Origin of the sequence: Belnapia sp. F-4-1 (genome assembly GCF_000802185.1) — a bacterium.
Classification (GTDB): Bacteria; Pseudomonadota; Alphaproteobacteria; order Acetobacterales; family Acetobacteraceae; genus Belnapia.
In genome coordinates, this window is sequence record NZ_KN676113.1 from 1,353,109 (window position 1) to 1,377,887 (window position 24,779).

Annotated in this window: 24 protein-coding genes; 7 read left to right on the forward strand and 17 right to left on the reverse strand. The window is 72.1% G+C overall.

Features of this window, described 5'->3' with window-relative positions:
• Window positions 1–31 precede the first annotated feature (31 nt).
• Complete coding sequence (locus tag LH62_RS06595; RefSeq protein ID WP_043360082.1) at window positions 32–505, forward strand: SRPBCC family protein; 474 nt, start codon at window positions 32–34, stop codon at window positions 503–505.
• A gap of 38 nt (window positions 506–543) precedes the next feature.
• Here LH62_RS06595 and LH62_RS06600 read toward each other — a convergent pair whose 3' ends face one another.
• From LH62_RS06600 to LH62_RS06610, 3 genes are read right to left on the reverse strand one after another with little or no spacing between them, the layout of a single operon-like run.
• A complete protein-coding gene (locus LH62_RS06600; protein WP_144404402.1) occupies window positions 544–4,290 on the reverse strand; it encodes a cellulose biosynthesis protein BcsC in 3,747 nt (1,248 codons plus the stop codon).
• A gap of 1 nt (window position 4,291) precedes the next feature.
• Window positions 4,292–8,767, reverse strand: a complete 4,476-nt coding sequence (gene bcsA, locus LH62_RS06605; RefSeq protein WP_043360084.1) for a UDP-forming cellulose synthase catalytic subunit — start codon at window positions 8,765–8,767, stop codon at window positions 4,292–4,294.
• Complete coding sequence (locus LH62_RS06610; protein ID WP_052213798.1) at window positions 8,764–9,591, reverse strand: cellulose synthase operon protein YhjQ/BcsQ; 828 nt, start codon at window positions 9,589–9,591, stop codon at window positions 8,764–8,766. The genes bcsA and LH62_RS06610 overlap by 4 nt, the downstream gene beginning before the upstream one ends.
• Here LH62_RS06610 and LH62_RS30175 point away from each other — a divergent pair.
• The 3 genes from LH62_RS30175 (at window position 9,581) to LH62_RS31895 (ending at window position 11,214) form a co-directional block, all read left to right on the forward strand.
• Window positions 9,581–9,796: a hypothetical protein gene (locus LH62_RS30175; RefSeq protein ID WP_144404403.1), complete on the forward strand. Its 216-nt coding sequence runs from the start codon at window positions 9,581–9,583 to the stop codon at window positions 9,794–9,796. The two genes, LH62_RS06610 and LH62_RS30175, sit on opposite strands and share 11 nt — an antisense overlap.
• 572 nt (window positions 9,797–10,368) lie before the next feature.
• Window positions 10,369–10,506, forward strand: coding sequence for a hypothetical protein (locus LH62_RS31030; protein ID WP_160299788.1), 138 nt, complete (start codon window positions 10,369–10,371; stop codon window positions 10,504–10,506).
• Between the two features lie 210 nt (window positions 10,507–10,716).
• Complete coding sequence (locus tag LH62_RS31895; RefSeq protein ID WP_255360013.1) at window positions 10,717–11,214, forward strand: TVP38/TMEM64 family protein; 498 nt, start codon at window positions 10,717–10,719, stop codon at window positions 11,212–11,214.
• Here the strand turns inward: LH62_RS31895 and LH62_RS06625 are convergent.
• The 6 genes from LH62_RS06625 to LH62_RS06650 all read right to left on the reverse strand — a co-directional run bounded on the left by LH62_RS06625 (window position 11,199) and on the right by LH62_RS06650 (window position 16,672).
• Window positions 11,199–11,975 (reverse strand): SDR family NAD(P)-dependent oxidoreductase, encoded by a 777-nt coding sequence (locus LH62_RS06625; RefSeq protein ID WP_236552493.1) that lies wholly within the window; start codon window positions 11,973–11,975, stop codon window positions 11,199–11,201. The genes LH62_RS31895 and LH62_RS06625 overlap by 16 nt on opposite strands.
• Complete coding sequence (locus LH62_RS06630; protein WP_043360090.1) at window positions 11,972–12,928, reverse strand: alpha/beta hydrolase; 957 nt, start codon at window positions 12,926–12,928, stop codon at window positions 11,972–11,974. Before LH62_RS06630 ends, LH62_RS06625 begins: the two co-directional genes overlap by 4 nt.
• A 5-nt stretch (window positions 12,929–12,933) precedes the next feature.
• Entirely contained in the window at window positions 12,934–13,716 is a 783-nt protein-coding gene (locus tag LH62_RS06635; protein WP_043360092.1) for an alpha/beta fold hydrolase, read from the reverse strand.
• A 9-nt stretch (window positions 13,717–13,725) separates the two neighbouring features.
• On the reverse strand, window positions 13,726–14,991 hold the full coding sequence (locus LH62_RS06640; RefSeq protein WP_043360093.1) for an LLM class flavin-dependent oxidoreductase: 1,266 nt from the start codon (window positions 14,989–14,991) through the stop codon (window positions 13,726–13,728).
• 110 nt (window positions 14,992–15,101) lie between these two features.
• Entirely contained in the window at window positions 15,102–15,986 is an 885-nt protein-coding gene (locus tag LH62_RS06645; RefSeq protein ID WP_052213806.1) for a phosphatidylcholine/phosphatidylserine synthase, read from the reverse strand.
• Window positions 15,983–16,672 carry a phosphatidylserine decarboxylase gene (locus tag LH62_RS06650; protein WP_043360094.1) on the reverse strand — a complete coding sequence of 230 codons (690 nt, stop codon included), beginning with the start codon at window positions 16,670–16,672 and terminating at the stop codon, window positions 15,983–15,985. Before LH62_RS06650 ends, LH62_RS06645 begins: the two co-directional genes overlap by 4 nt.
• 46 nt (window positions 16,673–16,718) lie before the next feature.
• Between LH62_RS06650 and LH62_RS06655 the strand changes: the two genes are divergently transcribed.
• Complete coding sequence (locus LH62_RS06655) at window positions 16,719–17,144, forward strand: hypothetical protein (protein ID WP_144404404.1); 426 nt, start codon at window positions 16,719–16,721, stop codon at window positions 17,142–17,144.
• Here the strand turns inward: LH62_RS06655 and LH62_RS06660 are convergent.
• Window positions 17,087–18,091, reverse strand: a complete 1,005-nt coding sequence (locus LH62_RS06660; protein WP_043365309.1) for a LysM peptidoglycan-binding domain-containing protein — start codon at window positions 18,089–18,091, stop codon at window positions 17,087–17,089. The two genes, LH62_RS06655 and LH62_RS06660, sit on opposite strands and share 58 nt — an antisense overlap.
• A gap of 72 nt (window positions 18,092–18,163) precedes the next feature.
• Window positions 18,164–18,940, reverse strand: coding sequence for a hypothetical protein (locus tag LH62_RS06665; protein ID WP_043360096.1), 777 nt, complete (start codon window positions 18,938–18,940; stop codon window positions 18,164–18,166).
• A 65-nt stretch (window positions 18,941–19,005) separates the two neighbouring features.
• Here LH62_RS06665 and LH62_RS06670 point away from each other — a divergent pair, with 65 nt between their 5' ends.
• Both LH62_RS06670 and LH62_RS06675 read left to right on the forward strand, forming a co-directional pair.
• Window positions 19,006–19,671 (forward strand): cytochrome b/b6 domain-containing protein, encoded by a 666-nt coding sequence (locus LH62_RS06670; RefSeq protein ID WP_043360098.1) that lies wholly within the window; start codon window positions 19,006–19,008, stop codon window positions 19,669–19,671.
• Window positions 19,672–19,818: 147 nt separating this feature from the next.
• Entirely contained in the window at window positions 19,819–20,337 is a 519-nt protein-coding gene (locus tag LH62_RS06675) for a hypothetical protein (RefSeq protein ID WP_201445438.1), read from the forward strand.
• A 6-nt stretch (window positions 20,338–20,343) separates the two neighbouring features.
• Here LH62_RS06675 and LH62_RS06680 read toward each other — a convergent pair whose 3' ends face one another.
• From LH62_RS06680 to LH62_RS06705, 6 genes are all read right to left on the reverse strand, one after another.
• Window positions 20,344–20,754, reverse strand: a complete 411-nt coding sequence (locus tag LH62_RS06680) for a DUF2000 domain-containing protein (protein WP_043360100.1) — start codon at window positions 20,752–20,754, stop codon at window positions 20,344–20,346.
• Window positions 20,755–20,775: 21 nt separating this feature from the next.
• The gene (locus LH62_RS06685) at window positions 20,776–21,612 is read right to left on the reverse strand and encodes an AraC family transcriptional regulator (RefSeq protein WP_043360102.1); all 837 of its coding nucleotides are present in this window, start codon (window positions 21,610–21,612) and stop codon (window positions 20,776–20,778) included.
• Window positions 21,609–22,496: a TauD/TfdA family dioxygenase gene (locus LH62_RS06690; protein ID WP_043360104.1), complete on the reverse strand. Its 888-nt coding sequence runs from the start codon at window positions 22,494–22,496 to the stop codon at window positions 21,609–21,611. Before LH62_RS06690 ends, LH62_RS06685 begins: the two co-directional genes overlap by 4 nt.
• Before the next feature lie 70 nt (window positions 22,497–22,566).
• On the reverse strand, window positions 22,567–23,376 hold the full coding sequence (locus tag LH62_RS06695; protein ID WP_043360106.1) for an amidohydrolase: 810 nt from the start codon (window positions 23,374–23,376) through the stop codon (window positions 22,567–22,569).
• The gene (locus tag LH62_RS06700) at window positions 23,373–24,353 is read right to left on the reverse strand and encodes an aldo/keto reductase (RefSeq protein WP_043360108.1); all 981 of its coding nucleotides are present in this window, start codon (window positions 24,351–24,353) and stop codon (window positions 23,373–23,375) included. Before LH62_RS06700 ends, LH62_RS06695 begins: the two co-directional genes overlap by 4 nt.
• Window positions 24,350–24,772, reverse strand: coding sequence for an RbsD/FucU family protein (locus LH62_RS06705; protein WP_043360109.1), 423 nt, complete (start codon window positions 24,770–24,772; stop codon window positions 24,350–24,352). The genes LH62_RS06700 and LH62_RS06705 overlap by 4 nt, the downstream gene beginning before the upstream one ends.
• Between the last annotated feature and the right edge of the window lie 7 nt (window positions 24,773–24,779).

The following is a 24,779-nucleotide window of genomic DNA, read 5'->3' on the forward strand; positions in this document are numbered from 1 at the left end:
AATGCAGCACTCAACCGGAAGAACCGCCACCATGATCTACTCGACCGCCACCGTCCCCGTGAACCCGAAGGGCGAGCCCGTCCTGACGCGCGTCCAGGCCTGGGAGGGCCTGGTGCTGAAGGCCCGCGACGCCCGCCTGTTCCTGCCGCCCGGCCTCTGCACCCGCTGCGAGGTCGTGGAGGAGAGCGCCACCCATTTCGTGCGGGAGGCGACGATCGGCGGCACCGACCTCCGCGAGATCATCACCCTGGAGACGGGCAACAAGGTCACCTTCTTCCAGGCGGCCGGCCCGCGCGAGGGCGCGATCGTCAACGAGCTGTTCGAGGACGAGGCCGGTGCGCTCCAGCTCCGCTTCTACTGCTACCTCGGCCTGCGCGGGAAGGCACCGGGCGGCCCCGAGGAGCAGGCCGAGCAGGCGCAGTTCGACAGCGACAAGGGCTACAGGGCCGCGCTGCTGTCGACGCTGAAGCGCACCCGGGAATTGCTGGCGCGGGGCCACTCCTGACCGGCGCGGGAGGGCGGGCTGCCGCCCTCCCCGCCGGATCAGAACCTGTTGTTCAGCCGCAGCAGGATGCGCGTCTCGTCGAAATTCGCGGCCTTGTCGTAGCGGAAGGCGCCGCCGAGGCTGAGGCGCGGCGTGAGCGCATAGTCGACATCCGCCCGCAACCCACCGATCAGCCCGTTGGTCGACTGGCCCGGATAGCGCGCCGAGACCGTCGGGTCCGTCCGCGACAGCGCCACGGCGCGGGCCTGCATGTCCGGGTTGTTCGGATAGAGGTCGCTGTCGTTCTCCCGCCAATTGACGTAGCCGATCGTGCCACCGACGCGGTAGCTGAAGTCGCCGATCTTGCTGCGGTAGTCGACGGGGAAGTTGATCGCCGTATAGCTCTGCGGGCTGTAGTAGCCGCCCTGGCCGTAGGTGAAGTAGCGCAAGTTCTTGTCGAAGGCGAAGTAGACGAGGTCGACGCCCGCCGTCAGCTCCGTATCCCCCTCGCGGATGATCGGGTAGCCGAGGCCGAGCCCTGCCTCCGTCCGGGTGTTCCGCGCGACCTGGTCGCCCTCGTAGATGGCATAGCCGCCGCCGGCATAGATGTAGCCGCGCCCAACCGGGATCTCGACCTGCGCCCGCCCGCCGGAGCGCGTCACCCCACCCCAGTACCGCCCCTGGATCGGGTCGCGCACGCCCGACCAGGAGAGCAGGCTGTCGGTGATCGCCCGCCGCTCCGCCGTGACGCGCAGGCGAAGGTTGTCGGTGATGGCCGGCGCCAGTTCGATGCCGCCAAGCAGGCTCGTCGTGTGGAAGCCGAGCGGCGTCGTGCCGACATCCGCCCGCAGCCAGTCTGACCGCGTATAGCCGACGGAGACGCCGACGCCGGACGCCGTGCTGGTGCCGGAGCCGGGGGGATTGCCGCTGATCAGGTTGGTGCCGAAGCGCCGGCGCGTGTTCTCGTCGGCGCCAAGCTTGCCGCCGTCGATGGTGACGGGGCTGATCGTGGCGCTCAGCCGCCCGCCGAGCGAGCCCGGCGAGACGGAGGCCGTGACCGCCCCCGACACTTCGTTCAGCCGGTCGAGCCCGCGCGAGCCGGAGCGCGCCCGGCCGCCGACCGTCGCCGTCATACGCGGCGCCGTCTCGTCCTCGAGCGCGGCAAGCTGCGTGGCGATGTCCTGCGCCACCGGGTCGTTCGGCAGCGCCACCAGCGGCGCCCGTCCGGGGGTGGTGACGAGGCCGCCGCGGGCGAAGGGATTTTCCCCACCCGGGAAGGAAACCGGCGTCGCGCCCCCGGCTTGCGCCATGGTCATCGGCCGCGCCACCTCCTGCTGCCGCTGCGCCGCCGCCAGTTCCAGCGCCCGCCGCGCCCGGCTGTCCTGGCCGAAGGCGCGCGCCAGGCGGGCCTCCATCAGCGTCGCCCGCGCATCCTGCGGCGCCAGGGCCCGGCCTTCGGCAACCAGCGCCTCGGCCCGCGCCCGGTCGCCCGCGGCGACAGCGGCATCCACCGCGCTCCGCCGGGCATCAAGGTCGCGCGGGTCCCGCGCCAGCACCTGCTCGGCCAGCCTCATCGCCTCAGCCGGCCGCCGCGCGCCCTGGTAGAGCCGGGCGAGGGCCAGGCGGAGCTCCGGGCTTTCCGGACTGGCTGCGAGCGCAGGGCGCAGCCGCTCGAAGGCACCGGCCTGGTCGCCGCTTTCGTTCAGCCGGTCGGCGGCGCGGATGGCGATGCCGGTGCGCAGCGTGGCGAGGTCGCGCCGCTGCTCCGCTGGCAGGCTCGCCCCGTCGGCGGCATCGGCCAGCGCCCCTGCCTCCGCCTCCAGCCCGGCACCCAGCAAGGCGCTGGCGATGGCAAGCTGCGCCCGCGCCCCACCGGCCCGGTTCGCCGTCTGGCCGATCCGCCCTGCCTCGGCGGCGCCGAAGCGGTCATTGGCCGAGGCGAAGGCGCGAATGACGGACGCCGCCGTGGCGCCGGAAGGATCGGGTCGCGCCGCCAGCATCAGCAGCCGCTGCCGTCCCTCGATATTGCCGGCGCGCAGCATCTGCGCCGCCCGGTCCACCTCGGCCGTCGCCCGCGCCCGTTGCGCCAGCCGCGCCATGTCGGCGCTGCGCCGGCCGGGCGGGATGCGGTTGACCAACGCCTCCACATCGGCGGCGCGGCCCTCCTCATCGGCATAAAGGGCGGCGGCCATGACGGCATCGTTGCCCGCGCCGCGCGCCGCCAGCTCCTCCACCAGCGCCCTGCCCTCGCCGGCCCGCCCCTCGCGCCGCAGCGCGCGGGCGAGGTCGAGCCGCACCCAGGGGTCGTTCGGCACCAGCGCCAGGGCGTTGCGCAGCAGGGCGGAGGCCGCGGCCGTGTCGCCCGACCTTGCCGCTTCCTCACGGTATTGCGCCGCCTGGACCTCGTTCGGCGACAGCACCGGCCGCGGCGTCGCCACCGCCACCATCTCGGAGGTTCGCCCAAGCGCCCGCAGCGCCTGGTTCAGCCCGAGCTGCGCCGGCACGAAGCCCGGCCGTCGGGTCAGGGCGGTGCGGAAGCGCTGCTCCGCCGCCGCCGGATCGTTGCGCTTCAGCGCAAGGTCACCGAGGGCGACCTCGGCATCGGTCCTGTCCTCGGCCTCGCGGCGGACGGCGCGGCGCAGCACCGTATCCGCCTCGTCCAGCTTGCCGGCGCGCAGCAGGGCGCGGCCCTCGGCGAGTTCGGCGCCGTAGCTGGCGCCGTCCAGCGCCCGCTGCCATTGCGCGGCGCGGGCCGGGTCGGCGGCGACGGCACGCTCCAGCAGCGTGCGCGCCTCGGCCGTCTTGCCCTCGCGCAGCCGGACGATGCCGAGGCCGCCGAGCGCATCCGCGTCGTTCGGGTTGGTGGCGATGGCGGCCTCGAACTGCCGGGTCGCGTCGCGCAGCCCGCCGCCCTCGAGCCGGGCGAAGCCTTCCTGCCGGGCCGTCGCACCGGGGTCGGGCGGTGGCGCCGCGGCCCGTGCCTGCTCGATGCGGCGGCGCAGATCCTCGTCGTCGGGGAAGCGGCGGAGATAGGCCTCCTGCTGCGGCGCCGCGGCCGGGTCGCCGATGCCCCAGATCAGCGCCTGCCGCCAGGTGCGGCGCGCCTCCGTGCCGATGCCCGGCTGATCGACCAGCCCGGCCAGCCGCTCGATCCCCTGCGCCCGCGTCCCGGGCTGATAGGTCAGCGTCTGGGCATAGGCGAGGCGCGCGCGCGGCTCGGCATTCGCCCGCTCGGCGAGCGCCGCGAGGCCGCGCCGCCCGTCCTCCGCCCCGGCGGGAGCGCCGGCGAGCGTCTGGTAGTATTCGAGGGCGAACTGCTCCGGCGGCCCGGCCTGGCCGAACAATGCCCGGTAGCGCGCCACCGCCTCGGTCGCCTTGCCGTCGCGGGCCAATTGGCGCGCCGTTTCCAGCGCGTTGCGGTCGATGGTGGCGCCGCGCACCACGTTGTCGACCTGCGCCCGCTGCTCTTCCGTCCCGCCTGCCGCGCGCAGCCGGGCCAGATAGGCCGCCGCCGCCGCGCGGTTGTCCCGCGCCGCCTCGATCCGCGCTGCGACGGCGAGGGCATTGGTGTTATTCGGGTCAGCCTGCAGCGCCCGCTCGATGGAGGAAGCCGCGAGGTCGGCGCGGTCCTGGCTCAGCCACCGCTCCGCCTGGCGGACCAGCAGGTCGATGCCGGCGCGGCTGCTGCCAGGGGCAGGGGCAAGGCTCGCCTGCGCGGCGGCCGGGGCCTCCGCCGCCGGCTGGGCGAGGCCGGCGCAGGGCGCCAGCAGCGCCAACGCCCCAAGAGGCACAAGCCGGGTCCGCATCTCAATGTGCCTTCTCGACGGGGGTGCGTGCGCGGAGCCGGATGGCCGCCCGGCGCCGCAGCATCCAGTAGAAGCAGCCGCCCATGGCGAGCGCCGCCGTCACCAGCAGCAGCAAGGCCCGCTCCGGGTGGTTGCCGAACCAGATCTGCGGCCAGAGCCACCAGCCCGGATCGCCGATCTCGTAGCGCGGCATGGCGCGGTAGGCGGCGACCGGGCCGCCCGCCATCACCACCACATCGCCCTGGATGCGGCGGGACTGCACCGGGTCGCGCAGCGCGCCGGCCATCGCGGCGACCGAAGCCTGCGTTGCGCCGGTGATGGCGACGACCGACTGGCCCGCCTGCAGGGGGCTTTCCGCGCCGATGATGGCGCCGAGCCCTTCCCCGGCATCGGCGAAGGCGGCGGCGGCGCGGTTGCGCTCGCCCCGGCCTGCCTCGCCGAGGAAAACGGCGCGCACGTCCTGCAGGACATCCGGCAGGGCGAGCACGAGGCGGTCACCCTCCAGCCGCACCGGCGTCTCCTTCAGCAGGGAGGCGAAGGCGGGCATGCGCCCGAGCGGCCCGATCGCCAGCAGGTCCCGCCCGGCGACGGCGGCGAGGCCATTGGCATGCACCACCTGCACCCCCGTCGCCGGCAGGCCGACGATGACCGAGAGCTGGCCGATCAGGTCGAGGAAGACCTGCGTCTCCACCGCGGTCGGCCGCTCCGGCAGCACCACCGCGGTGCCGGAAAGGTCAGCCATCCGCGTGAAGGGGAAGCCGGCCGAGGCGAAGAAGCCGAGATTGGGCATCCGCGCGTAGCGATGGATGCGGCTGAGGTCGATGGTGCTGTCTGGCTCCACCGAGGCGCGCAGGTCGGAGGGCGTCGCCACGCATTCGCCGCGCGCCAGCGGCCGCATGTCGAAGCGGAGCTGCAGTTCGTCCCGCCCGAGCAGCAGGTAGGGTGGCACGCTGGCCCGGCCCTCGCGGATCTCCGGGCTGCCGAAGATCCGGCGCCAGGCGGATTCGAGCGGCCACCAGAGCTCGCCCGGATTGAGCGGCAGCGAGCGCAGATAGGTCTCCGAGACCGAGACATCGAGCCGCGAGGCGGAGATGTCGATCACCGGCCCGGGCGGCGCGCGGAAGCGCAGGTCGACCGGGAAGCCGCGGTTGCGCCAGGTCAGGATGTCGGGCGCGGTGCGCAGCGGCACGCGGATCGGCGCCGGCGCATAGCCTGCACCCTGGAGGTCGGCCTTCTCGACCAGGCTGCCGAGGGCGACCGGCCGGTCGGTCGCCACCCAGCGCGGCGAATCATAGGGCCGGCGTGGCGAGATGGAGGGCGGCGCGACGCGCGCCATCTCGCCCGAGAGCGCCGCCTTGCCGACAGCGAGCACCGAGGCCGCGGCGGCCAGCTCCGCCTCCGTCCGACCGCCGATGACGAGCAGCGTGCCGAAGCTGTCGGAAGGGTTGGCGACAAGGGCGATGGTCGGGCCGTCGAAGCGCGGCAGGGCAAGGCCCGGGACGGCATCAGTGCCAAGGGCGAAGACCACCGCATCACCCTTGGGCGGCGGGGTGCGCTCCACCGGGAAGGTCGCGCCGCGGTAATCGGCCTGCACCGCGAACCAGGAGGTGGCGATGGCGGCGGCGCGCAGCGTGTTCGGCCCGGCATTCTCGGCGATCACCACCGGCAAGGTCAGCGCCCCACGCAGCACGCGCCGGTCGAAGAGCGGCTCCGGCAGGCGGGCCAGGTCGCGCGTCGGCGGCAGGCGCTCGATCCGCATCGCAACCGTCGAGAGGTCGGACACGGTCGCCCAAAGCAGGCCGGAGAGCGGGTCGTTGCACTCCACCGCATAGCGGCCGGAGAAGCGGAAATTCAGCCGGTTGATGTCGCTGAAGAAGAGCGGGTCGAGCGGGAATTCCAGCGGGCCGAAATTCTGCCGCGCCGGATCGACCGGGATGGTCCCGACGAACTGCTCGTTCAGCGTGATGGCGACCTGCGACAGCGAGGGGATGAGCTGCGGCGAGACGCCGCCCGAGACGGAGAGCTTCGCCTCGGTCACCACCTCGTCGGCGCGCAGGCCGAACTGCACGCCCTGAAGGTCGGAGATGCCGCGGAGCTGCATCGGCCCGCCAAGGCCGAGCTCGCGCAGCGTCGGGTTGACCTGACGGACACCCTCCCCCGCCTCGGGGGTGGCGACGCGCAGCGCCGGGGCGGCGGGCGCCGGGGCGAGGGCCGGCAGCGGCTGCGCCGAGGCATCGGGCGACAGGGCCAGCAGGCCGAGCAGCGCGCCGGTGACGGCCGCCGCCACCTGCTGGCGCCGCCGCGGCTCCACCACGTCCGAGACGCGGACGGGCGCGGCCGGCGCCGCCGCTCCGGTCGGAGCCGGCTTCTGCACCACCTTCGGGAAGGCGATCCGGTACTTGCGGAACACCGCATCGGCCGTCGCCAGCACGACGTTGGAGAGCGAACGCAGCGGCTTGTCCACAGGCCAGTCATCCCAATGCAGCCAGGCATCCGGCCGGCCAAAGAAGACGCGGGCAACGGCCGCCTCGTCGGCGAGCGTCTCCACGATGAAGCGGAGGAAGACCTCGTCCTCCACCCAGCGCAGCACCTCGGCCTGGACCGAGATGGTCTCGCCGCAGGTCTCGAAGGCGATGCTGGCGCGGTCGCCATCCATGGTGCCGAGCGGGCGGGCGAGGGTGATGCGGGCGCCAGAGAGGGAGATGTTGGAAGTCTGCGCCCGGATCGTCTCGCCGTTCGGCAGGGTGAGCACGGCTGGCACTACGGCGTCGGTACGAGCCCGGACGCGCATCTGCTCGCGCTCGCGCCCGACCGCCACCGCCGCCGAGGCAGGGATGATGCAGAGCGCCGCCCAGATGGTGTTGAGCAGATAGGCGCGGAACTGCAGGGTCGAGCTGTCGGTGATGATGATGCCGACGATGCCGATGACGAGGCCAACCAGCAGCAGCCCGGTCAGGATCACCATAGCCATCACCGTCGGCAGGTCGAGATAGCCCTCCTCCACCATGCCGCCCTTGTCGGTGACGTTGAACTTGCCCTTGGTCGGGTCCCACAGTGTCTTGAAGGTCACGGGGATGAGCTGCCAGGCGAGCGAAGCCTCGTAGATCTCTGACCAGAAGGAGTGGCGGTGCTTGCCGTTCAGCCGCGCCGTGGTGGCAACCGCGTGGAACATGTGCGACCCGGCATAGGCGATGATGCCGAGCGGGCTCGCCGCGATCACGCTCTCGCCGAAGAAGAGGAAGGCGAGCGGCGAGGTGAGGAAGATCAGGCGCGGGATGGCGAAGAGGAAGCCGAAGCCGCCCATGAAGTAGCAAAGCCGCTGCCACCAGCCGAGCCCCTCGGCGACGATGGTCTTCTCGAGCCTCATGATCTGCATCATGCCGCGCGCCCAGCGCATCCGCTGCCCGACATGCAGCGACAGCCGCTCCGTCGCCAGGCCGGAGGCCAGCGGCAGGCGGATATAGGCGGTGTGCCAGCCGCGCTTCTGCATCAGCAGCGAGCAGTGGCAGTCCTCGGTGACGGTGATGTGCGGCACGCCGCCCACTTCCTCGAGCGCGGTGCGGCGGATGACGGCGCAGGAGCCGCAGAAGAAGGCCGCGTTCCACAGGTCGTTGCCCGGCTGGATGGCGCCGTAGAAGAGCAAGCCCTCGTTCGGCACCGGCCGCTTGCGGGCGAGGTTCCGCTCGAACGGGTCGGGCGAGTAGAAGTAGTGCGGCGTCTGCACCATGGCGATGCGCGCATCCCGCACCAGCCAGCCCACGGTGAGCTGGAGGAAGGAGCGCGTCGGCGCGTGGTCGCAGTCGAAGATGGCGATGAACTCGCCCTTGGTGTGCCGCAGGGCGTGGTTGATGTTGCCCGCCTTGGCGCCCTTGTTGTCCGGGCGGATGACGTAGCCGCAGCCGCACTCCTCGGCGAATTTGCGGAACTCCGGCCGCCGCCCGTCATCCAGGATGTAGACGTTCAGCTTGTCCCGCGGCCAATCCATGTTCATCGCGGCCAGCACGGTCGGCCGCACGAGGTCGAGCGACTCGTTGTAGGAGGGGACATAGACGTCGATGCTCGGCCAGCGGGCCGGGTCGGCCGGCAGCGGCACCGGCTTGCGGTCGAGCGGCCAGGAGGTCTGCAGGTAGGAAAGCGCCATCAGCAGCCCGGCGTAGAGCTCCGCCAGGAAGAGCAGCACGCCGAGAATGATCTGCGGCCAGGTCTCGAATTCCAGCGTGTCCGTCGCCCGCCAGTAGAGGTAGCGGAAGGTGATGGTGATCGACATCACCACCAGCACCAGGCCAATGCGGCGCGAGGAGAAGCGGTTGAGGATGAGGAAGGCGATGATGCCGCCGGTGGTCAGCACCGCCTGCTGCTCTGCCTCCATCGGCAGGGTGATGTAGACGAAGCAGCCGAGGAGGCCGAGTGCGACGAGCGCCGCGCGCAGCACCCGGTGTTGCAGCTTCGGCGGGGCGGGGAAGGCGGCGGCGCTCATCGCAGGCCCCAGTCGCTGAGGGCGGAGAAGCTTCCGCGTCGCCTGACCTGGCTTCCGGGCGGAGCCAGCCGCAATCGGGCGGCAATCGCATCGGCGACCGCGCGCAGGTCTTCCGCCGCCGGCCCGTCGCGCGGGTCGAGCAGCATGCGCTTGTCGGCCAGCGCCTCGGCCACCGCCTCGTCGCGGCAGACGGCGCCGATCAGCCGGGTGCCGAGCGCCTCCGCCGCGCCGTCGAAGACCGCGCTGCCAAGCGGCGCGTCGAGATCGACCTGGTTCAACACCACCACGGCCTTGTCCCCGGCCCTCGCCGCCAGCCGGCCGCGGCCGAGCCAGCGGTTGGAGGCGACCACCGGGATCTGCGCCGCGCTCGCCGCATCGGCCAGCAGCACGACGACGAGCAGGTCGACGAGCGGCAGGACGGCGCCCATGGCCGGCGTGGGCCCCGGCGGGCTGTCCACGATGACGACCTGGTCCGGGTCGGCCAGCATCTCCCGCACCGGGCCGGCCAGCAGCTCCGGGTCGGCATGCAGCGCCTGGGTCGTCTCGAGCGCGGTCAGCGGATCGACCATGCCGTAGGGCAGCACGCGGACGCCGTAGCCGCTCTCGACCGCGGCCTGACGCCAGAGCGGGCGATGCACGATCTCGCCGAGGAAGCCCACCTCGTCCCGCAGCGGCAGGCTGAATTGCAGGCGCAGCGCGTTCTGCGGATCGAGGTCAAGGGCCAGCACGCGATGCCCGCGCTGGGCGAGCAGCGCCGCGACATGGGCGGCGAGGGTCGTCTTCCCGACTCCCCCCTTGGGCGAGGCGAATGCGATGAGCGGCATGGCGATCGGCGGCCTTCAGCCTGGCCAGGCGCGCCGCGGCGTGGTGCCGCGCGGCCTGGGTGAATGCGGGGCGGACGAGGGCGGGTACGCGGCCGCGGCGCCGGGCAGCGCCGGCATGGCGGGGCGGGGCGTCGGCCGGCCGGTGGGCCGGGGCGCCGGCGGGATGGGCTCCGGTGCCGGGGCGAGTTCCTCGAGCATGCGATAGCGCCGGCCTGCCGGGGCGGCAGGCGGCGGCTCGGGCATGCGCTCGACCGGCGACGGCTGCAGGACTGCAGCCACGGGCTCGGGCACCGGCACAACCGGCGGCGGCGGGAGTGGGACGGGAGCGGCCAGGACCGGCTCGGGCGCCGGCGCCGGCGCCGGCGCCGAGATGGCGGGTGGCATCGGCTCGACCTGCGCAACTACGAGCTCTGGCTCGGGTTCCGCCTCCTGGAGAATCGGGATTGGGTCGAACTCGACGGCCGGAAAAGGAATGTAGCGGAACGCCCTCAGATCGCAGGCAGCAGCTACCTTGGCGACTTCACGCTCCACGGTCGAGTTGCCCTCTGTGAACCATCGACATGATGTATAGCCGAACCTGCCGGCGCAACCTTATGTCGAACGGCCTTTACACCTTCTTAGCAGGGGCGGGCTCATTTTACGGCCGGGACGCAGAACTGGGTGCGGGAAAATTGATGGCTCTTTGCAGCCATGAGTAATATAGGAGGCACGGTTCACCAGCCAGGGTGGCCGCTGGCCGGTTCCGGCCCACCTCCGCATTCACCGAGGGTTCCGCCGATGATCATCGAGCCTGTCCACACCACCAGCCGCTACGGCGAGAGCGGCAAGATCAGCACCCTGCGCTATACCCTCGGCAGCCTGACGGTGATCGCGGTGCTGTTCGGTCTCTTCCTCCTCGCCGGGCTGGAGCTCTAAGCCATCGGCTGGCTGCGCGACCGCAGGCTCTGGCTTGCGCTGGCGGCAGTCGGGCTCATCCTCGGGCTGCGCTTCTCCGGGCTCGGCGGGCTGCTCTCGCTCGAGACACTGCGCAGCCACAGGGCCGAGCTCACCGGTTGGGTTGCGGCGCACCAGCTTGGTGCGACGCTGGCCTATGTCGGGCTGTATACCGTAGCGGTCGCCTTCTCCATCCCGGGCGCCGTCATCCTGACCCTGGCCGGCGGCTTCCTCTTCGGCGCGCTGGCGGGGACTGTCCTGGCGGTCGCAGGGGCGACGGCGGGCGCGGTGCTGGTCTTCCTTTTTGCCCGGGCGATCTTCGGCGAGAAGGCGCTGGACCGCTTCGGCGAGCGCGGGCGCAAGCTGGCCGAGGGCATCCGCCGCAATGCCTGGTCCTACCTGCTGGTGCTGCGGCTGGTGCCGCTCTTTCCCTTCTTCCTCGTCAACTTGGTGCCGGCCTTCGTCGGGGTGCGGCTGACGGTCTATGCGGTGACGACCTGCCTCGGCATCCTGCCGGCGACGGCGGTCTTCGCGCTGTCAGGCGCCGGGCTCGGCTCGGTGCTCGATTCGGGCGCGCCGCTCGAGCTCCGCTCCATCCTGACGCCGCAGGTGCTCGGCGCCCTCTGCGGGCTGGCGGCGCTGTCGCTGGCCGCCATCCCGCTGAAAAACCGGTTTCAGAGGGCCGAGTAGCCCCCATCCACCGTCCAGTTGGAGCCGGTGACGAAGCTCGCCCGCTCGGAGCAGAGCCAGACCACCGCCTCGGCGATCTCCTCCGGCACGCCGAAGCGGCCGAGCGCGGTGCGGGCGATGATCCGGTCGCCGCGGCGGCGCTTCGACTCCTCGGTCATCGGCGTCTCGATATAGCCGGGGCAGACGGCGTTGATGCGGATGTTCTCCGCCGCATGGTCGACGGCGGCAGCCTTGGTCAGTCCGACGACGCCATGCTTCCCGACCACATAGCCCGCCGCCCCCGGCAGCCCAACCAGTCCGGCGACGGAGGCGGTGTTAACGATGGCGCCGCCGCCCTGCTTGCGCATCTGCGCTACCTCGTGCCGCAGGCAGCGCCAGACGCCGGTCAGGTTCACGTCGAGCAGCCGCTGCCAGGAGGCCTCGGCCAGGTCGGCGGCGAGCACGCCCGTCGCGTTGACCTGGTGCGGCGCGATGCCGGCATTGTTGAAGGCGCAGTCGAGCCCACCGAAGGCCGCGACGGCCGCCGCCACCATGGCCTGCACCTGCTCCTCATCCGTCACGTCGCAGGCGATGGCGACCGCCTGCCCGCCCTGCGCCTCGATGGCCGAGACCGTCTTCTGCGCCGCCTCCAGCGTCATGTCGGCCGCCGCCACCCAGGCGCCCTCGCGGGCGAAGGCCAGCGCCGTCGCACGGCCGATGCCGGAGCCCGCCCCTGTCACCAGCGCCGATTTGCCGTCGAGCATCCCCTTCGTCCCACTCACAACGCAGACTCCTCGGCCCAGTGATGCGCCAGCGAGAGTGCCGCCTGCCGCAGCACCAGGGTCGAGGCGGGGATGAACTTGCCCATGGTAAGGAAGGCATGGATCTGGTCGGCGACATGCAGGTAGGTGACGCGCACCCCATCCTCCTCCAGCCGCCGCGCATAGGCCGCGCCCTCATCGACCAGCGGATCGTATCCCGCCGTCATGACGAAGGCCGGCGGCGTGCCGGCCAGGCTGTTGGCCCGCAGCGGCGACGCCTGCCACTCGAAGCGCCGCTCCGGCTCCGGCACGTAGTGGCCGATGAACCAGCGCATGGTCTCGCTGGTGAGGATCAGCCCCTCGGTGAAGCGCTCATAGGCCGGGCGGTGCGCGGCCATGTCGGTCGCCGGGTAGAGCAGCAGCTGGTAGCCGACCGCAGGCACCGTGCCGTCCCGCCCCATGATCGCAAGCACTGCGGCGAGGTTGCCGCCGGCGCTGTCGCCGCCGACCGCCATGCGCGCGGGGTCGATCCGCAGCCTGGCCGCGTTCTCCACCACCCAGCGCAGCGCCGCCGCGCTGTCCTCCACCGCCGCGGGGTAGGGGTGTTCCGGCCCCATCCGGTAGTCGACGGCGATGACGCAGCAGCGCGCCGCATTGGCCAGCAGCCGGCAGGGCTGGTCGTGGCTGTCGAGGTCGCCGATCACCCAGCCGCCGCCATGGAGGAAGAGCAGGCAGGGCAGCACCTCGCCGGCCTCGGTGCCGGCGGCGCGGTAGCGGCGCAGCCTGACGGGGCCGGCCGGGCCTGGGCAGCTCAGGTCCTCGACCTCCGCCACAGCCTCCCCTTCCGGCTGCAGCACGCTGCGGGACTTGGCCGAGGCGGCGCGGGCCTCCTCCGGGCTGAGGGTATGGATGGGCGGGCGGCCCATCTCGCGGATCAGGTCGAGGACGCGCTGCGCGCCGGGGTCGATGGGCATGGGGTTCAGCCTGTCCAGGAAAGGATTGCGGAAGCGACCTCGTCCGGCCGGTCGAGTTCGGCGAGATGTCCCGCGCCGGGGATCATGCGGATCTCTTTGGGGCCCGCAAGCCGGGCGGCGATGCGCCCGGCATAGCTTGGCGGCATGATGCGGTCCTGCTCGCCCCAGAGGATGAGGGTGGGCGCCGAGATCAACGGCAAGCGCCGCTCCAGCCGCGTGTTGCCGAGCGGCCAGAAGATGCGCGCCGCCGCCTCCGTGGCGCGGGTCTGCTCGATCGGCCATTCGACCGAGTTCGCCCCTTCCGGCATCGCCTTCAGCGCTGTCCATCGCTCGGGGTCGGCACACATCAGCCCGGCGACCCGGTCCGCGCGCTGCGCCCAGGGGTCGGTCGGCGGATCGCCCTCATCGAACAGGCCGAAGGGCGCCGAGAGCACCAGCTTGCGGACGGAGTTCGGCCAGATCGCCGCCATTTCTGCCGCGAAGGAGGCGCCGACCGAGCTGCCGGCGAGGTCCGCCCCCTCCAGCCCGGCGGCGAGCAGCGTCTGCCGCACCGCCAGCACCCAATCGAGATGGCTGTCGAGCACGCTATGGCCGCGGTCGCCCCCCGGAAAGCCGGGCAGCGAGGGCACGATGACGGTGCGCTGCTCCGCCAGCCGGTCGAGGACGGGCACCCAGCGCGGCAGCCCGCCGAAACCGGCCAGGAAGCCGAGCGGCGCGCCGCTGCCCTTCCGCCAGATGCGCGTCGGGAAGCCGTTGATGTCGACGGTCGAGAGCTCGGGCGCGCTCATCCCGCGCCCCTACTCGGCCGCCTGGCGGAAGGCCGGGATGGTCGCCCGCTCGCCCTCGGCCATCGGCTTCGGCCACCAGCGATCCTCCCACTCGGCGAAGCGCGTGCGCATGCGCGGCATGACCTTCTCGGCGAAGAGCCGCGTGTTGTACTGGGTCAATTCCTTGCCCATGTTGCCGAACTGCATGAGCAGCATCAGGTGGCCGACATTCAGGTCGTCGGCCAGGGCGTCGAGCTGCTCCACCACCTCGTCCGGCGAGCCGATGACGACATAGCCGCGGTCGACGAAGTCGGCCATGGTCATGCCGCGGTTGGTCTTGTCGCCGGTGATCAGCGTCTGCGCGTTCGCCGCCTTCTTCACCATGCTCTCGAGCCCGGCGCGCTGCGTCGCCTCCGTGCTGTAGCCGGCAGGCGAGGCGAAGCGCGGATCGACATGGAGGCAGCGGTTGAAGAAATACTCGGCCGGCTCGGTATACAGGTCGATCGCCTGCTGCCGGCTCTCGGCCACGGCGACGACCTGGGCGAAGCCGGCGCGATAGGGGTTCCGGTCCTTGCCGAGACGGTCCATCTCCGCCCAGAACCCGTCCATCGTCGCCTTGCCGGCCTTGTAGCCGTAATAGGACAGGTAGCAGTAGACGTAGTCCATCTCGGCGCACCACTGCCAGGTCTCGACCGAGCCGCCGCCCGGGATCCAGATCGGCGGATGCGGCTGCTGCACCGGGCGCGGCCAGATGTTGACGTAGCGCTGCTGGTTGAAGCGGCCGTTGAAGGCGAAGGTATCCTTCTCCGTCCACGCCTTGATGACGAGGTCATGCGCCTCGAGGTAGCGCTCCCGCAGCATCGACGGGTTCTGGCCATAGGCGAAGCAGGTGTCCATCGGCGTCCCCACCGGGAAGCCGGCGATCAGCCGCCCGCCGCTGATGACATCCAGCATGGCGAATTCCTCGGCCACGCGGGTCGGCGGGTTGTAGAGGGCGAGGCTGTTGCCCATCACGCAGATCGGCACCTGGTTGGTGCGCCGCGCCAGCGCCGAGGCGATGAGGTTGGGGCTCGGCATCAGCCCATAGCCGTTCGAGTGGTGCTCGTTGACGCAGATCGCGTCGTAGCCGCAATCGGCGGCGTATTCGAGCTCGTCCATGAAGTCGTTGTACATGCGGTGGGCGCGCTTCGGGTCGAAGAGCGAGGAGTGGATGTCGACCCAGACCGACGGGTGCGCCTCCCGGAAATTCTCCGGCAGATCCGTATAGGGCATCAGGTGGAACCACATGAGCTTCATGGCAGGCCTCCTCCAGGCGCCGGGCGGATCGAGCCGCCTTCTTCGCCGAAAAGCCTAGCCTGCTACCGGAGAGGGTGGGAAGTCCGGAAGCTGCAACGTGGGCGAAACGGTCAGGCCCGCTCCTCGCTCCCGCTCACCACCACCGGCTCCAGCATCGCTTCCGCCTCGCGCTTCAGCCGCCGGTAGCTGCGGGTGGAAAAGGGCAGCATGCCGCCATAGATCAGCCCGCCGGTGGCCAGCGCCGCCCAGGGCTCGGTCAGCAGCACCGCCACATAGGCGCCGATGCCGAGCAGCAGCGGCAGCACGTAATCCGCTGGCACCTTGAAATTCTTGAAGCTCCAGGTCGGCAGGGTCGAAACCATCAGCCCGCCGACCACCACCAGCAGCAGGCCGGAGAAGGCCGGGTGCCGCACCGCCGCCGCGAGCCCGGTCCAGCCCCAATCCTGGAACAGCAGCGCGGCGAAGAGTGGGAAGAGCGCCAGCCCGGCACCTGCCGGCGCTGGCACGCCAGTGAAGAAATTCTGCGAATAGGCCGGCTTCGGCGGCGGCCCGGCCAGCGGCAATGCCGGCGCGTCGTCAATCGCGGCGTTGAAGCGCGCCAGCCGCAGCGCCGAGCAGACGGCAAACAGCAGGCAGGGGGTGAAGCCGAGCCCCCGTGCATCATGCAGCGTCCACAGGAAGAGGATCAGCGCCGGCGCCACGCCGAAGCAGAGGAAGTCGGAAAGGCTGTCGAATTCGGCGCCGAACCGGCTGGTCGCCTTCAGCAACCGGGCAAGGCGCCCGTCCAGCGCGTCGATGGCGGCGCAGACGACGATCAGCGCCGCCGCCTTCTCCCATTGCGCATCGAAGGCGAAGCGGATGGCGGTCAGCCCGGCGCAAAGGCCGAGCATCGTCATGATGTTCGGAATCAGCCGGTTGAAGGAGGGGCCCTTGTAGCGCGGCCTGGTGCGGGGCCGGAGGCGCCGCAGCCGCCCTCGCAGGCGCGTTCCGCTCACAGCGGCAGCCTCGCAGGCGCCAGGTCGGCGATCACCGTCTCGCCGCCGATCATCGTCTGCCCGACCGTGACCAGGGGCCGCACGCCTTCCGGCAGGTAGAGATCCGTCCGGCTGCCGAAGCGGATGATGCCGAAGCGCTCGCCGGCATCCAGGCTGTCCCCTTCCCGCACGTCGCAAAGGATGCGCCGCGCGACGAGGCCGGCGATCTGCACCACGGCGACGTCGCGCCCGTCCGGCAGGCGCAGCGCGAGGGCGTTGCGCTCATTGTCCTCGCTCGCCTTGTCGAGGTTGGCGCTGACGAATTTCCCCGGCCGGTAGGCGATGCGCGTCACCCGGCCCGCCACCGGCGAGCGGTTCACATGCACATCCATCACCGAGAGGAAGATCGCCACCCGCCAGCGCGCCGCCGGGCCGAGGCCGAGTTCCGCCGGCGGCACGGCCGGCATGACGCTCACCACATGTCCATCGGCGGGGGCGATGGCCAGCCCCTCGCGGTCCGGCGGCACGCGGCGCGGGTCGCGGAAGAAGTAGAGGCAGAAGAAGGTGAAGATCAGCCCAAGCCAGAACAGCCAGCTGCCGAGCAGCAGCCCGCCGATGACAGCGACGGCAAGGCCGATCGCGATGAAGGGGTAGCCGGCCCTGTGGGGCGGGGCCAGCACGAGCCGCAAACTTTGTCCGAGCGCCATGAGGCGGGTTTATGGTGCGTTCACCTTCGCGCGGCAAGCTGTGCGCATGCCAAACCTCACCCTCGGTCCCTTCGCTGTCGAACGGGACGGCACGCTGCAACCCCGGGCACCCGGGTTGCGCCCTGCCATGCGCTTTGCCTGGCGCGGCCGGCGCTGCGAGGCGGCCCTGACACGGGAGGAGGTGCACCTCGCCGCCTTCGCCGCCCGGGTGCCCTCCACCGCCGAGGCGCGAGCGGGCCGGCCCGGTGCCTTCGAGGCCATCGCCTCCCTCCCCGGCAGCCTTCCGCCGGGCTGGAAGGCACGGCTGCTGCCGGATCACCGGGTGATGCTGGAAGCCTCGGCGCCGCTGTCGGAGCCTCCGACCGCGACGGAGCTGGTCGCCGCCATGGTTCGCTTCGCGCTCGAGCTCGACCCCTATCTGGACCGGCTGGATTCGGCGCTCGTGCCGCTCTCCGGCACTGCAAACAACTGACCGGGGTAGATCCTGTGCGGATCGCGGATCTGGTCGCGGTTGGCGGCGTAGATCACCGTATAGCGCGGCCCGCGCCCATAGACCCGGCGGGCGATGCGCCAGAGGCTGTAGCCGGGCTGGACGATCAGCCTGCCGTCGCGCAGCAGGTCATCGGGGATGACCTCGCGCTGGAAGGGCAGCTCGATCCGGGCCGCGACGGAGCCGGCGGCAGCCAGCTGATCCACCCGCAACATGTGCCGGCCAATGGCGGGTTGCCGGTCCGGCGTCAGGCTCCAGCGACCGGCCCCATCGGCCACCGCATCCCCAGCATGGTCGGAGCCGACATAGACCCGCAGCTTCGCCCCCGGTGGGGCGCTGCCGGCGAAGCGCATGCCGCCCTGCTCGTCGTAATCGACAATATCGAGGCCGAGGCGCTGGCGCTCCGGCGCCACATCGGCCGGGGTCTGCAACAGGCGGGGCAAGGCGGCGCTGCCGCTGGTCGGCGGCAGCAGCATCGCCATGGCGGCCTGCGGCTGCGCCGGCTCGGGCACCAGCAGCAGGAGGGAGTCCTCCGAGGAGAGCGGCTCGCCCCCGGCCAGCCGGGCGGTCAGGGAGAGTTCCCGCATGCCGGGCGGCAGCGCCCCGGCCGGCAGGATCACCCATTCGCCACGGCCGTCGGCCCGGGCGCGGCCAATCTCCCGCCCGCCATCGAACAGCACCACCTCCGCCCCCGGCATGGCACGCCCGGCGGAAACCAGCATACCCCGGGCGCCGATGCGGGCGACGTCGAAGCTCGGGCGGACCGGCACCGGTGTGGCGGGCGGCGCCGGCGCGGCTGGGGCAAGTGCGGCGGGGGCCGGCAGGGCCTGGGCGACAGGCCGGGCGGCCGGCAGCGGCGCCTCGGGCAGCAGCAGGATGCCACCCACCAGCGCGGCCAGCGCCAGCCCGATCAGACCCAGCCACTTCATGCCCCACGCCATGGTCGCATCGGTCATTATCCGCCCAGCGGATGTTACCATAACCCGGAAAGGCGCCCAGGGTCAGTGGGTGCGATGCAGTAGCCAAACGAACATTAGCGGGAGCAGGCCGGCCATCGCCCAGCCGATCGGCTCCCCGGCCCGGCCACCGATCCGCCCGCCGAGCGCCGGGCCAAGCCAGAGAGCGGCGAAGGGCGCCGCCGCCACCAGCCAATCGGCCGTGCCGCCGCGCGCCAGCACCGGCCCGGCCGCCAGGGCGGCAAGGCCGATCGCCACCGGCAGGACGGCCGCCACACCCCATCCGCCGGCTGGCAGGGCGCCGAGCGCCGCCGCCAGGCCGGCCAGCGCCAGCAGGACCCAGGGCCCCGGAGGACCAAAGAGCCACAGCCCGGCCGCCAGCAACGCCATGGCCGCCGCCGCGCCAACCGGGCCGCGCAGCGCCAGCAGCCCCGCCGCGCCCAGCGCCGCCAGCGCCAGCAGCACGACCATCGCCCGGCGCAGGTCGGGCAGGGTCAGCGGTCCGCCCGCCAGCCACCAGGCCGCGCCAACCAGGGCGAGCGTCGCCAGCACCACGGCCACCGCGCCACGCCGTCCCGCCACCGCCAACACGAAGCCCGCCAGTGCCCCGCCGATGACCAGGGCCGGCAGCCGCTCCGGCAGCTGCCGCGGCGTGCCGGTGACGAGGCCGAGCGCCAGCACCCAGCCCACCGCCAGCCCGATCCCGGCGCCGAGCCCGGCCAGGTCGCCGCGTCGCAGCAGCCGGAACAGCCCGGCCCACGCCAGGGACGCCACCAGCGCCGCCGCGACGCCGCGCCAGGGGAGGAGAAGTTCGATGCTCATCCGGCCCATCCTGCCCGAGCGCCGGTCTCGCTGCTAGGATGGCGTGATCAGCAGGGAGAGGCCGGATGGACGAGGCGCCGATGCGGGAGGTGAAGGTCTGGGACGGCTGGATCAGGCTCGTCCATTGGTCGATCGTCCTGCTGATCGGCCTGTCCTATGCCAGCATACAGAATGGCTGGATGAAGACCCATTACTGGTCCGGCTATGCCGTGCTGACGCTGGTGCTGTTCCGCCTCGCCTGGGGGTTCGTCGGCTCGGACACGGCGCGGTTCTTCCGCTTCCTGAAGTCGCCGCTTGCCGCCTTCCATCACCTCCGCGGCTTCCCGAAGCCGGAGCCGGACCGGGAGATCGGCCACAATGCCGCCGGCGGCTGGATGGTGCTGGTGCTGCTGGCGCTGCTGCTGGCGCAGCCGGTGACGGGACTCTTCGCCGACAGCGGCTATGGGGATTACGGGCCGCTCGCCAAATCCGTCGCCTCGGAGACGAGCGACTGGCTGACCGGGCTGCACCACCGCATCTTCAATTTCATCCTGGTCGCCGCCTCGCTGCATGTGCTGGCGGTCGGCGCCTACGCCCTGCTAAAGGGCCACGACCTGGTGCGGCCGATGGTCACCGGCCGCAAGACGCTTCCGGCGGATGCGGTGCCGCCGCGCCTCGGCTCGCCGCTGCTGGCCGCCGCCCTGCTCGGCGCGGCGGCCCTCCTCGTCTTCGGCATCAGCCGCTTCGGCTAGAGGATGTTGAAGAGATAAAGCAGGATGAGGATCGGGATGGGGATTCCGAGAAGCCAAAGCAGGATGCCGCGCATGGTTGCACTCCGTAGCGTTTCAACGGCACCGGAACGCTTGCATCGCCGTGGCGCTTCGTGGGCTCCGCGCCTCGTGATGCTCGCGCTGCTGCTGGCGCTTGCCGGCTGCGCCGATGACCCGAGCGCCAACTATCTCGGCGGCTTCGGCGACCCGGTGCGCGGCGCGGCGCTCTATGCCCCGCGCAACCTCGGCGATACGGGTCGCTGGGCGGGCCGGCCGGCCGAGGCGGCGGTGGCGGCGGAGCAGCTCGAATTCCTGACGAGCGAGCTTGCCACCAACCCGCGCTACGCTCCGGAGATCAACCCGGCCGTACTGCAAAGCCTGCAGACGGCACGCATGGAGATGCGCGGCTATCTCGGCATCGCGCCGGCTGCCGATCCGGGCGTGGTGATCGCCGCCCTCCGCCGCGCCAGCGAGGCGCTGCGCGCGGGGAGCCGCGCCAGTGCCGAGGCCGCGCTGGCCACCGTCACCTTCACCGCCGGCCCGGGCGGCACCTTGCAGCGCTTGGCGACCATGCCCCGCCTGCCCCGCACCGCCGAGGCGGCCGGCATGGTCGCCTCGGAATTCGACCGACTCGAACGGCGGCGCTGACCCGTCTCAGGGGTGCAGCGTCGCGCCCTTCGTCGCCTTGTCCACATCCCGCTTCGGCCCGCGAAGCGCGAGGCCGACCAGGTCCGGCGCATCGGCCGGCTCGGCGCGGAAGGCCTCGCGGTTCGCCGCGTCATGTCCGGTCGAGAACATCGCCCGCACATAGGCCGCCCGCGTCAGCCCGCGCTCGATGCCCTGCTGCCAAGCCCGTTGCAGCAGCTCGGGCGTGGCCGCGAAGACCAGTATGGGCTGGCCGAGCAGCCTTGCATGCTGGCGCCCCGCCGCGTCCTCATAGGGCTCGCCCATCGCCTCGGGCGCCGCGCCGGCGATGCCTGTCGCCAGGAAGGCCGTGACGTTGAGCTTCTGCCAGACTGCCAGCCCGTCCAGCACCAGGATGGCCACCTTCGTATCGAATACCATGCCGCTCTCCTCGACGGCATCTCAGCCGGGGCGGCGGCCGGCGTCTGGAACATCCGTGCAAAGGGCGCGGTAGGCGGCCGGCGTCAGCCCATAGGCCCGGCGGAAGCGGCGGCCGAGATGGCTCTGGTCGGCGAAGCCGCATTCCGCCGCCGCCAGCGCCGGCGGCATCCCCGCAGCCAGCAGCCGCCGCGCCCGCAACAGCCGGACATGGATCAGATAGGCATGGGGCGAGGTGCCGAAGGCGGCGCGGAAGGCGCGGGCGAGCTGGAACCGGTCCGCCGCCCCAGCCTCCCGCGCCAGGGCATCGGCGCCCGGATCGGCCGCCGGGTCGTCCCGCAGCCGGTCCCGCACGCGCCGGGCCAGGCGGTCGTCGCACCGCATCGGCGCCGCCCGCTCCGGCCGGCCGAGATGCGGTCGCAGCCGCCGCACCACCGCATCCAGCGCCGCATCGCGCAGCAGCCGCTCGCCCGGGCGCAAGAGGGCGATGCAGGCCGCCCGGATGGCGCCGCCCAGCAAGGGGTCGTCCTGCAAGGTCGCGGCGAAGCCCGGCTCGCTTCCCGCCGGTTCGCCGAGGGCCGCGCGTAGCCAGGGCCGGGGCAGGTAGAGCATGCGATAGGAGAAGCCGCCATCGGCCCCCGCCTCGCCGTCATGCGCCTCCTCCGGCTCGATCAGGATGACGCGGCCGAAGGTGCTCCGCTGCCGCCGCCCGCGGCAATGGAAGTCCTGCACCCCATGCTCGGTGACGCCGACCAGCCACTCGTCATGCCGGTGCAGGTCATAGGCATGGGCGGCGAAGCGGGCCTCGATCGCCTCGATACCGGTCGCCGCGTCGTGCCGCAGCGAGATGCGGTCGCTCAAGCCGCCATCTGCTGCTCGAGCGTCGGCGCGACATCCGTCAGCGTGACGCGGCGCATGTCGCGCGGATAGGTGTGGTCCTCGTAGGGCCGCGCGCGGTGCATGGTGCTGCGGTTGTCCCAGACCACCAGGTCCCATTGCCGCCAGTGATGCGCGTAGACGAACTGCCGCTGCGTCGCATGCTCGAGGAGCTGGCGGATCAGCGCCATCGCCTCCGGCACCGGCCAGCCGACGATCCGGCCAATATGCGAGGAAAGGTAGATCGAGTGCCGCTGAGAGCCGGGATGCCACCGCACCAGCCGCTGCGGCACCGGGGCGAAGTCGCGCCGCTCCTGCTCGGTATAGTCGGTGAAGCCGAGCTGCCCGCGCGAGAAGATCAGGCTGTGCTCCGTCACCATGTCGCGGATCTTCGCCTGCATCTTCGCGGGAAGCGCGTCCCAGGCGGCGCGCATGTCGGCGAATTCGGTGTCGCCGCCCTCGGGCGGGACCACCCGCGCATGCAGCATGGAATACTTGGCCGGCGTCGCCTTGAAGCTGCTGTCGCTGTGCCAGAGCTGGTTGCCGAGGTTGAACATCCGCCGCCGGTCATCGGCGCCGAGCAGCTTGCCGTCGAGGTCGATGTTCGAGATATCGGCCATCTGCTGGTGCTTGAGCCGCTGCTTGTGGACATCGACCACGCCCCGCGTCTGCTCCAGCGGCCCGAGCGCCGAGCCGAAGGCCATCTGCTGGTCGTCATCGAGCTGCTGGTCGCGGAAGACGAGGACGGCATAGCGGTCCATCGCCCGGTGGATTTCGTCGCAGAGGGCGGGCCCCGGCGTCTGCCTCAGGTCGATGCCCGAGACCTCGGCGGCGAAGAGCGGATGAAGCGGCGTGAGCTGCACGGTCATTGGCTGATCCTCCCTCCCGGCAGGTTAGGCCCATCCGGGCGAGGCTGTGAACACCGCCCGTCGCGCAGGTCTACAGCCGGTAGACCTCCGCCGCCGTGCCGCCGAGGATGCGCGCCACCTCCGCCTCCGACAGCCCCTCCAGCAAGGCGAGGCTCGCCTCCCGCCAGGCCGCATACCCGCCGGCGAGGTCCACCACCGGCCAGTCGCTGCCCCACATCAGCCGTCCGGCACCGAAGGCATGCAGCAGATGCGCCGCATAGGGCCGCAGGTCTTCCACCTGCCAGCCCGGCGCCGCCTCCGTCACCAGTCCGGAGAGCTTGCAGGTGACATTGGGACAGCGCGCCAGGGTGGTGATCTCCTCGGCCCAGGGCTCCATCCGCCGCGCTGCGATCTCCGGCTTGCCGCCATGGTCGAGCACGATGCGCAGGCGCGGGTGCCGCGCCGCCAGCGCCCGGATGAAGGGCAGGTGAACCGGGCGCACCAGCGCATCGAAGACGAGGCCGCGCGCCGCCATTTCCTCCAGCGCCGGGCCGAGTTCAGGGCGAAGGATCCAGTCCGGCTCGGGCAGGTCGTGCAGCATGGGGCGGAGGCCGCGCAGCAACGGCTCCGCCGCCAGAACGCCGATGCGCCCCGGCTCCTCGAGCGGCACCCAGCCGACCACGCCGCGCACCAGCCCCGCCGAGTCCCGCGCCACATCGAGCATGAAGCGCGTCTCCGCCTCGGTCGGCGCCGCCTGGACCAGCACGGTCGCGGTGATGTCGCCGAGCAGCGGGCGAAGGTCATCCATGCCGTAGTCGCGGCAGATCGGGCTCTCCGGCCGCAGCCAGCCATAGTCGCCACGGGCGACGCGCCAGACATGGTGATGGGCGTCGACCCTCACCCGCCGGGTACCGGCGCCCCGGGCGGGATCAGCCCGGCCTCGCGCAGCGCTGCCCAGAAGCCGGGCGGGATCGGGTGCGCCATCAGCCGCGCATTCTCCTCCACCTCCGCCGGCGTCCGCCCGCCGGGGATGACAGCCGCCACCATCTCCGGCGCCGCACAGAATTGCAGCGCCGCCGCCTTCAGCGGCACGCCTTGCCCCGTGCAGAATTCGGCGAGCCGGTCCCGCCGCGCCAGCAGCTCGGCCGGGGCGGGGGCATAGTTGAAGGTATTCCCGCCCGCGAGCAGCCCGGAATTATACGGCCCGCCGATGATGAGGCTGGCCCCGCGCGCCGCGCAGGCCGGGATCAGCCCCTCCAGCGCACCTCGGTCGAGCAGCGTGTAGCGGCCGGCGATGAGGAAGAGGTCCGGGTCGGCCTGCTCCAGCGCCAACAGGCAAGGCTCCACGCAGTTCACGCCGAAGCCCCAGGCCCGGATCACCCCCTCCTCCCGCAGCCGGGTCAGCGCCGGGGCGGCGCCAGCCATCGCCTCGGCGAAGCGCTCCGGCCAGGCCGGGCCGTGCGGGTCCTCCGCCGCATCGTGGATCAGCACGATGTCGAGGCGGGCAAGGCCGAGCCGCGCCAGGCTGTGCTCGATGGAGCGCAGCGTGGCCTCCGCCGAATAGTCGTAGCGCACGCGGAAGGGCAGCCCGCCGAAGAAGCTGTGCTGCTCGTAGGGCGCCGCCGGATCGGCCTCCAGCAGGCGGCCAACCTTGGTGCAGAGGGTGAACTCGTCCCGTGGCTTCCGACGCAGCACGCGCCCCATGCGATGCTCGGACAGTCCCAGCCCATAGAGCGGCGCCGTGTCGAAGAGGCGGATGCCCGCATCCCAGGCCGCCTCGATTGCCGCCTCCGCCACCGCCTCCTCGATGGGGGCGAAGAGGTTGCCGAGCGGCGCCCCGCCCAGGCCGAGCGGGCCCTGTGGCCGCCAGCGGCTCATCGCACCACCCCCTTGGTGACGAGGATGTTGCCGTAGAGCCTCCGCTCCCCCGTCGCCACCACGGCGAAAGCCTCGCGCGCCAGGGCGTAGAAGTCATGCCGCGGCACCGCCCTCGGCGGCCCGGCCGCGACGCCGCGCAGCAGCCGGGTGAAGTCGGTGACGGCCTCCGGCATGGCCGAGGGATCGCCGACCACCTCCATCACCAGGGCCGGGTCCGGTTCGAAGTCATCGACCGGCAGGACGGAGAGAATGGCCCGCAGCGCCACCGCGGAATCCGTGCCGGGCAGGCGGATCAGCCGCCGGGCATTCGCGGCGGCCGGGAAATTGGCATCGACGATGGCGATGCGGTCGCCATGCCCGGCGCTCGCCAGCGCATGCAGAAGGTCGGGGGTGAGCAAGGGATCGAGGCCCAGCAACATCGCGGCG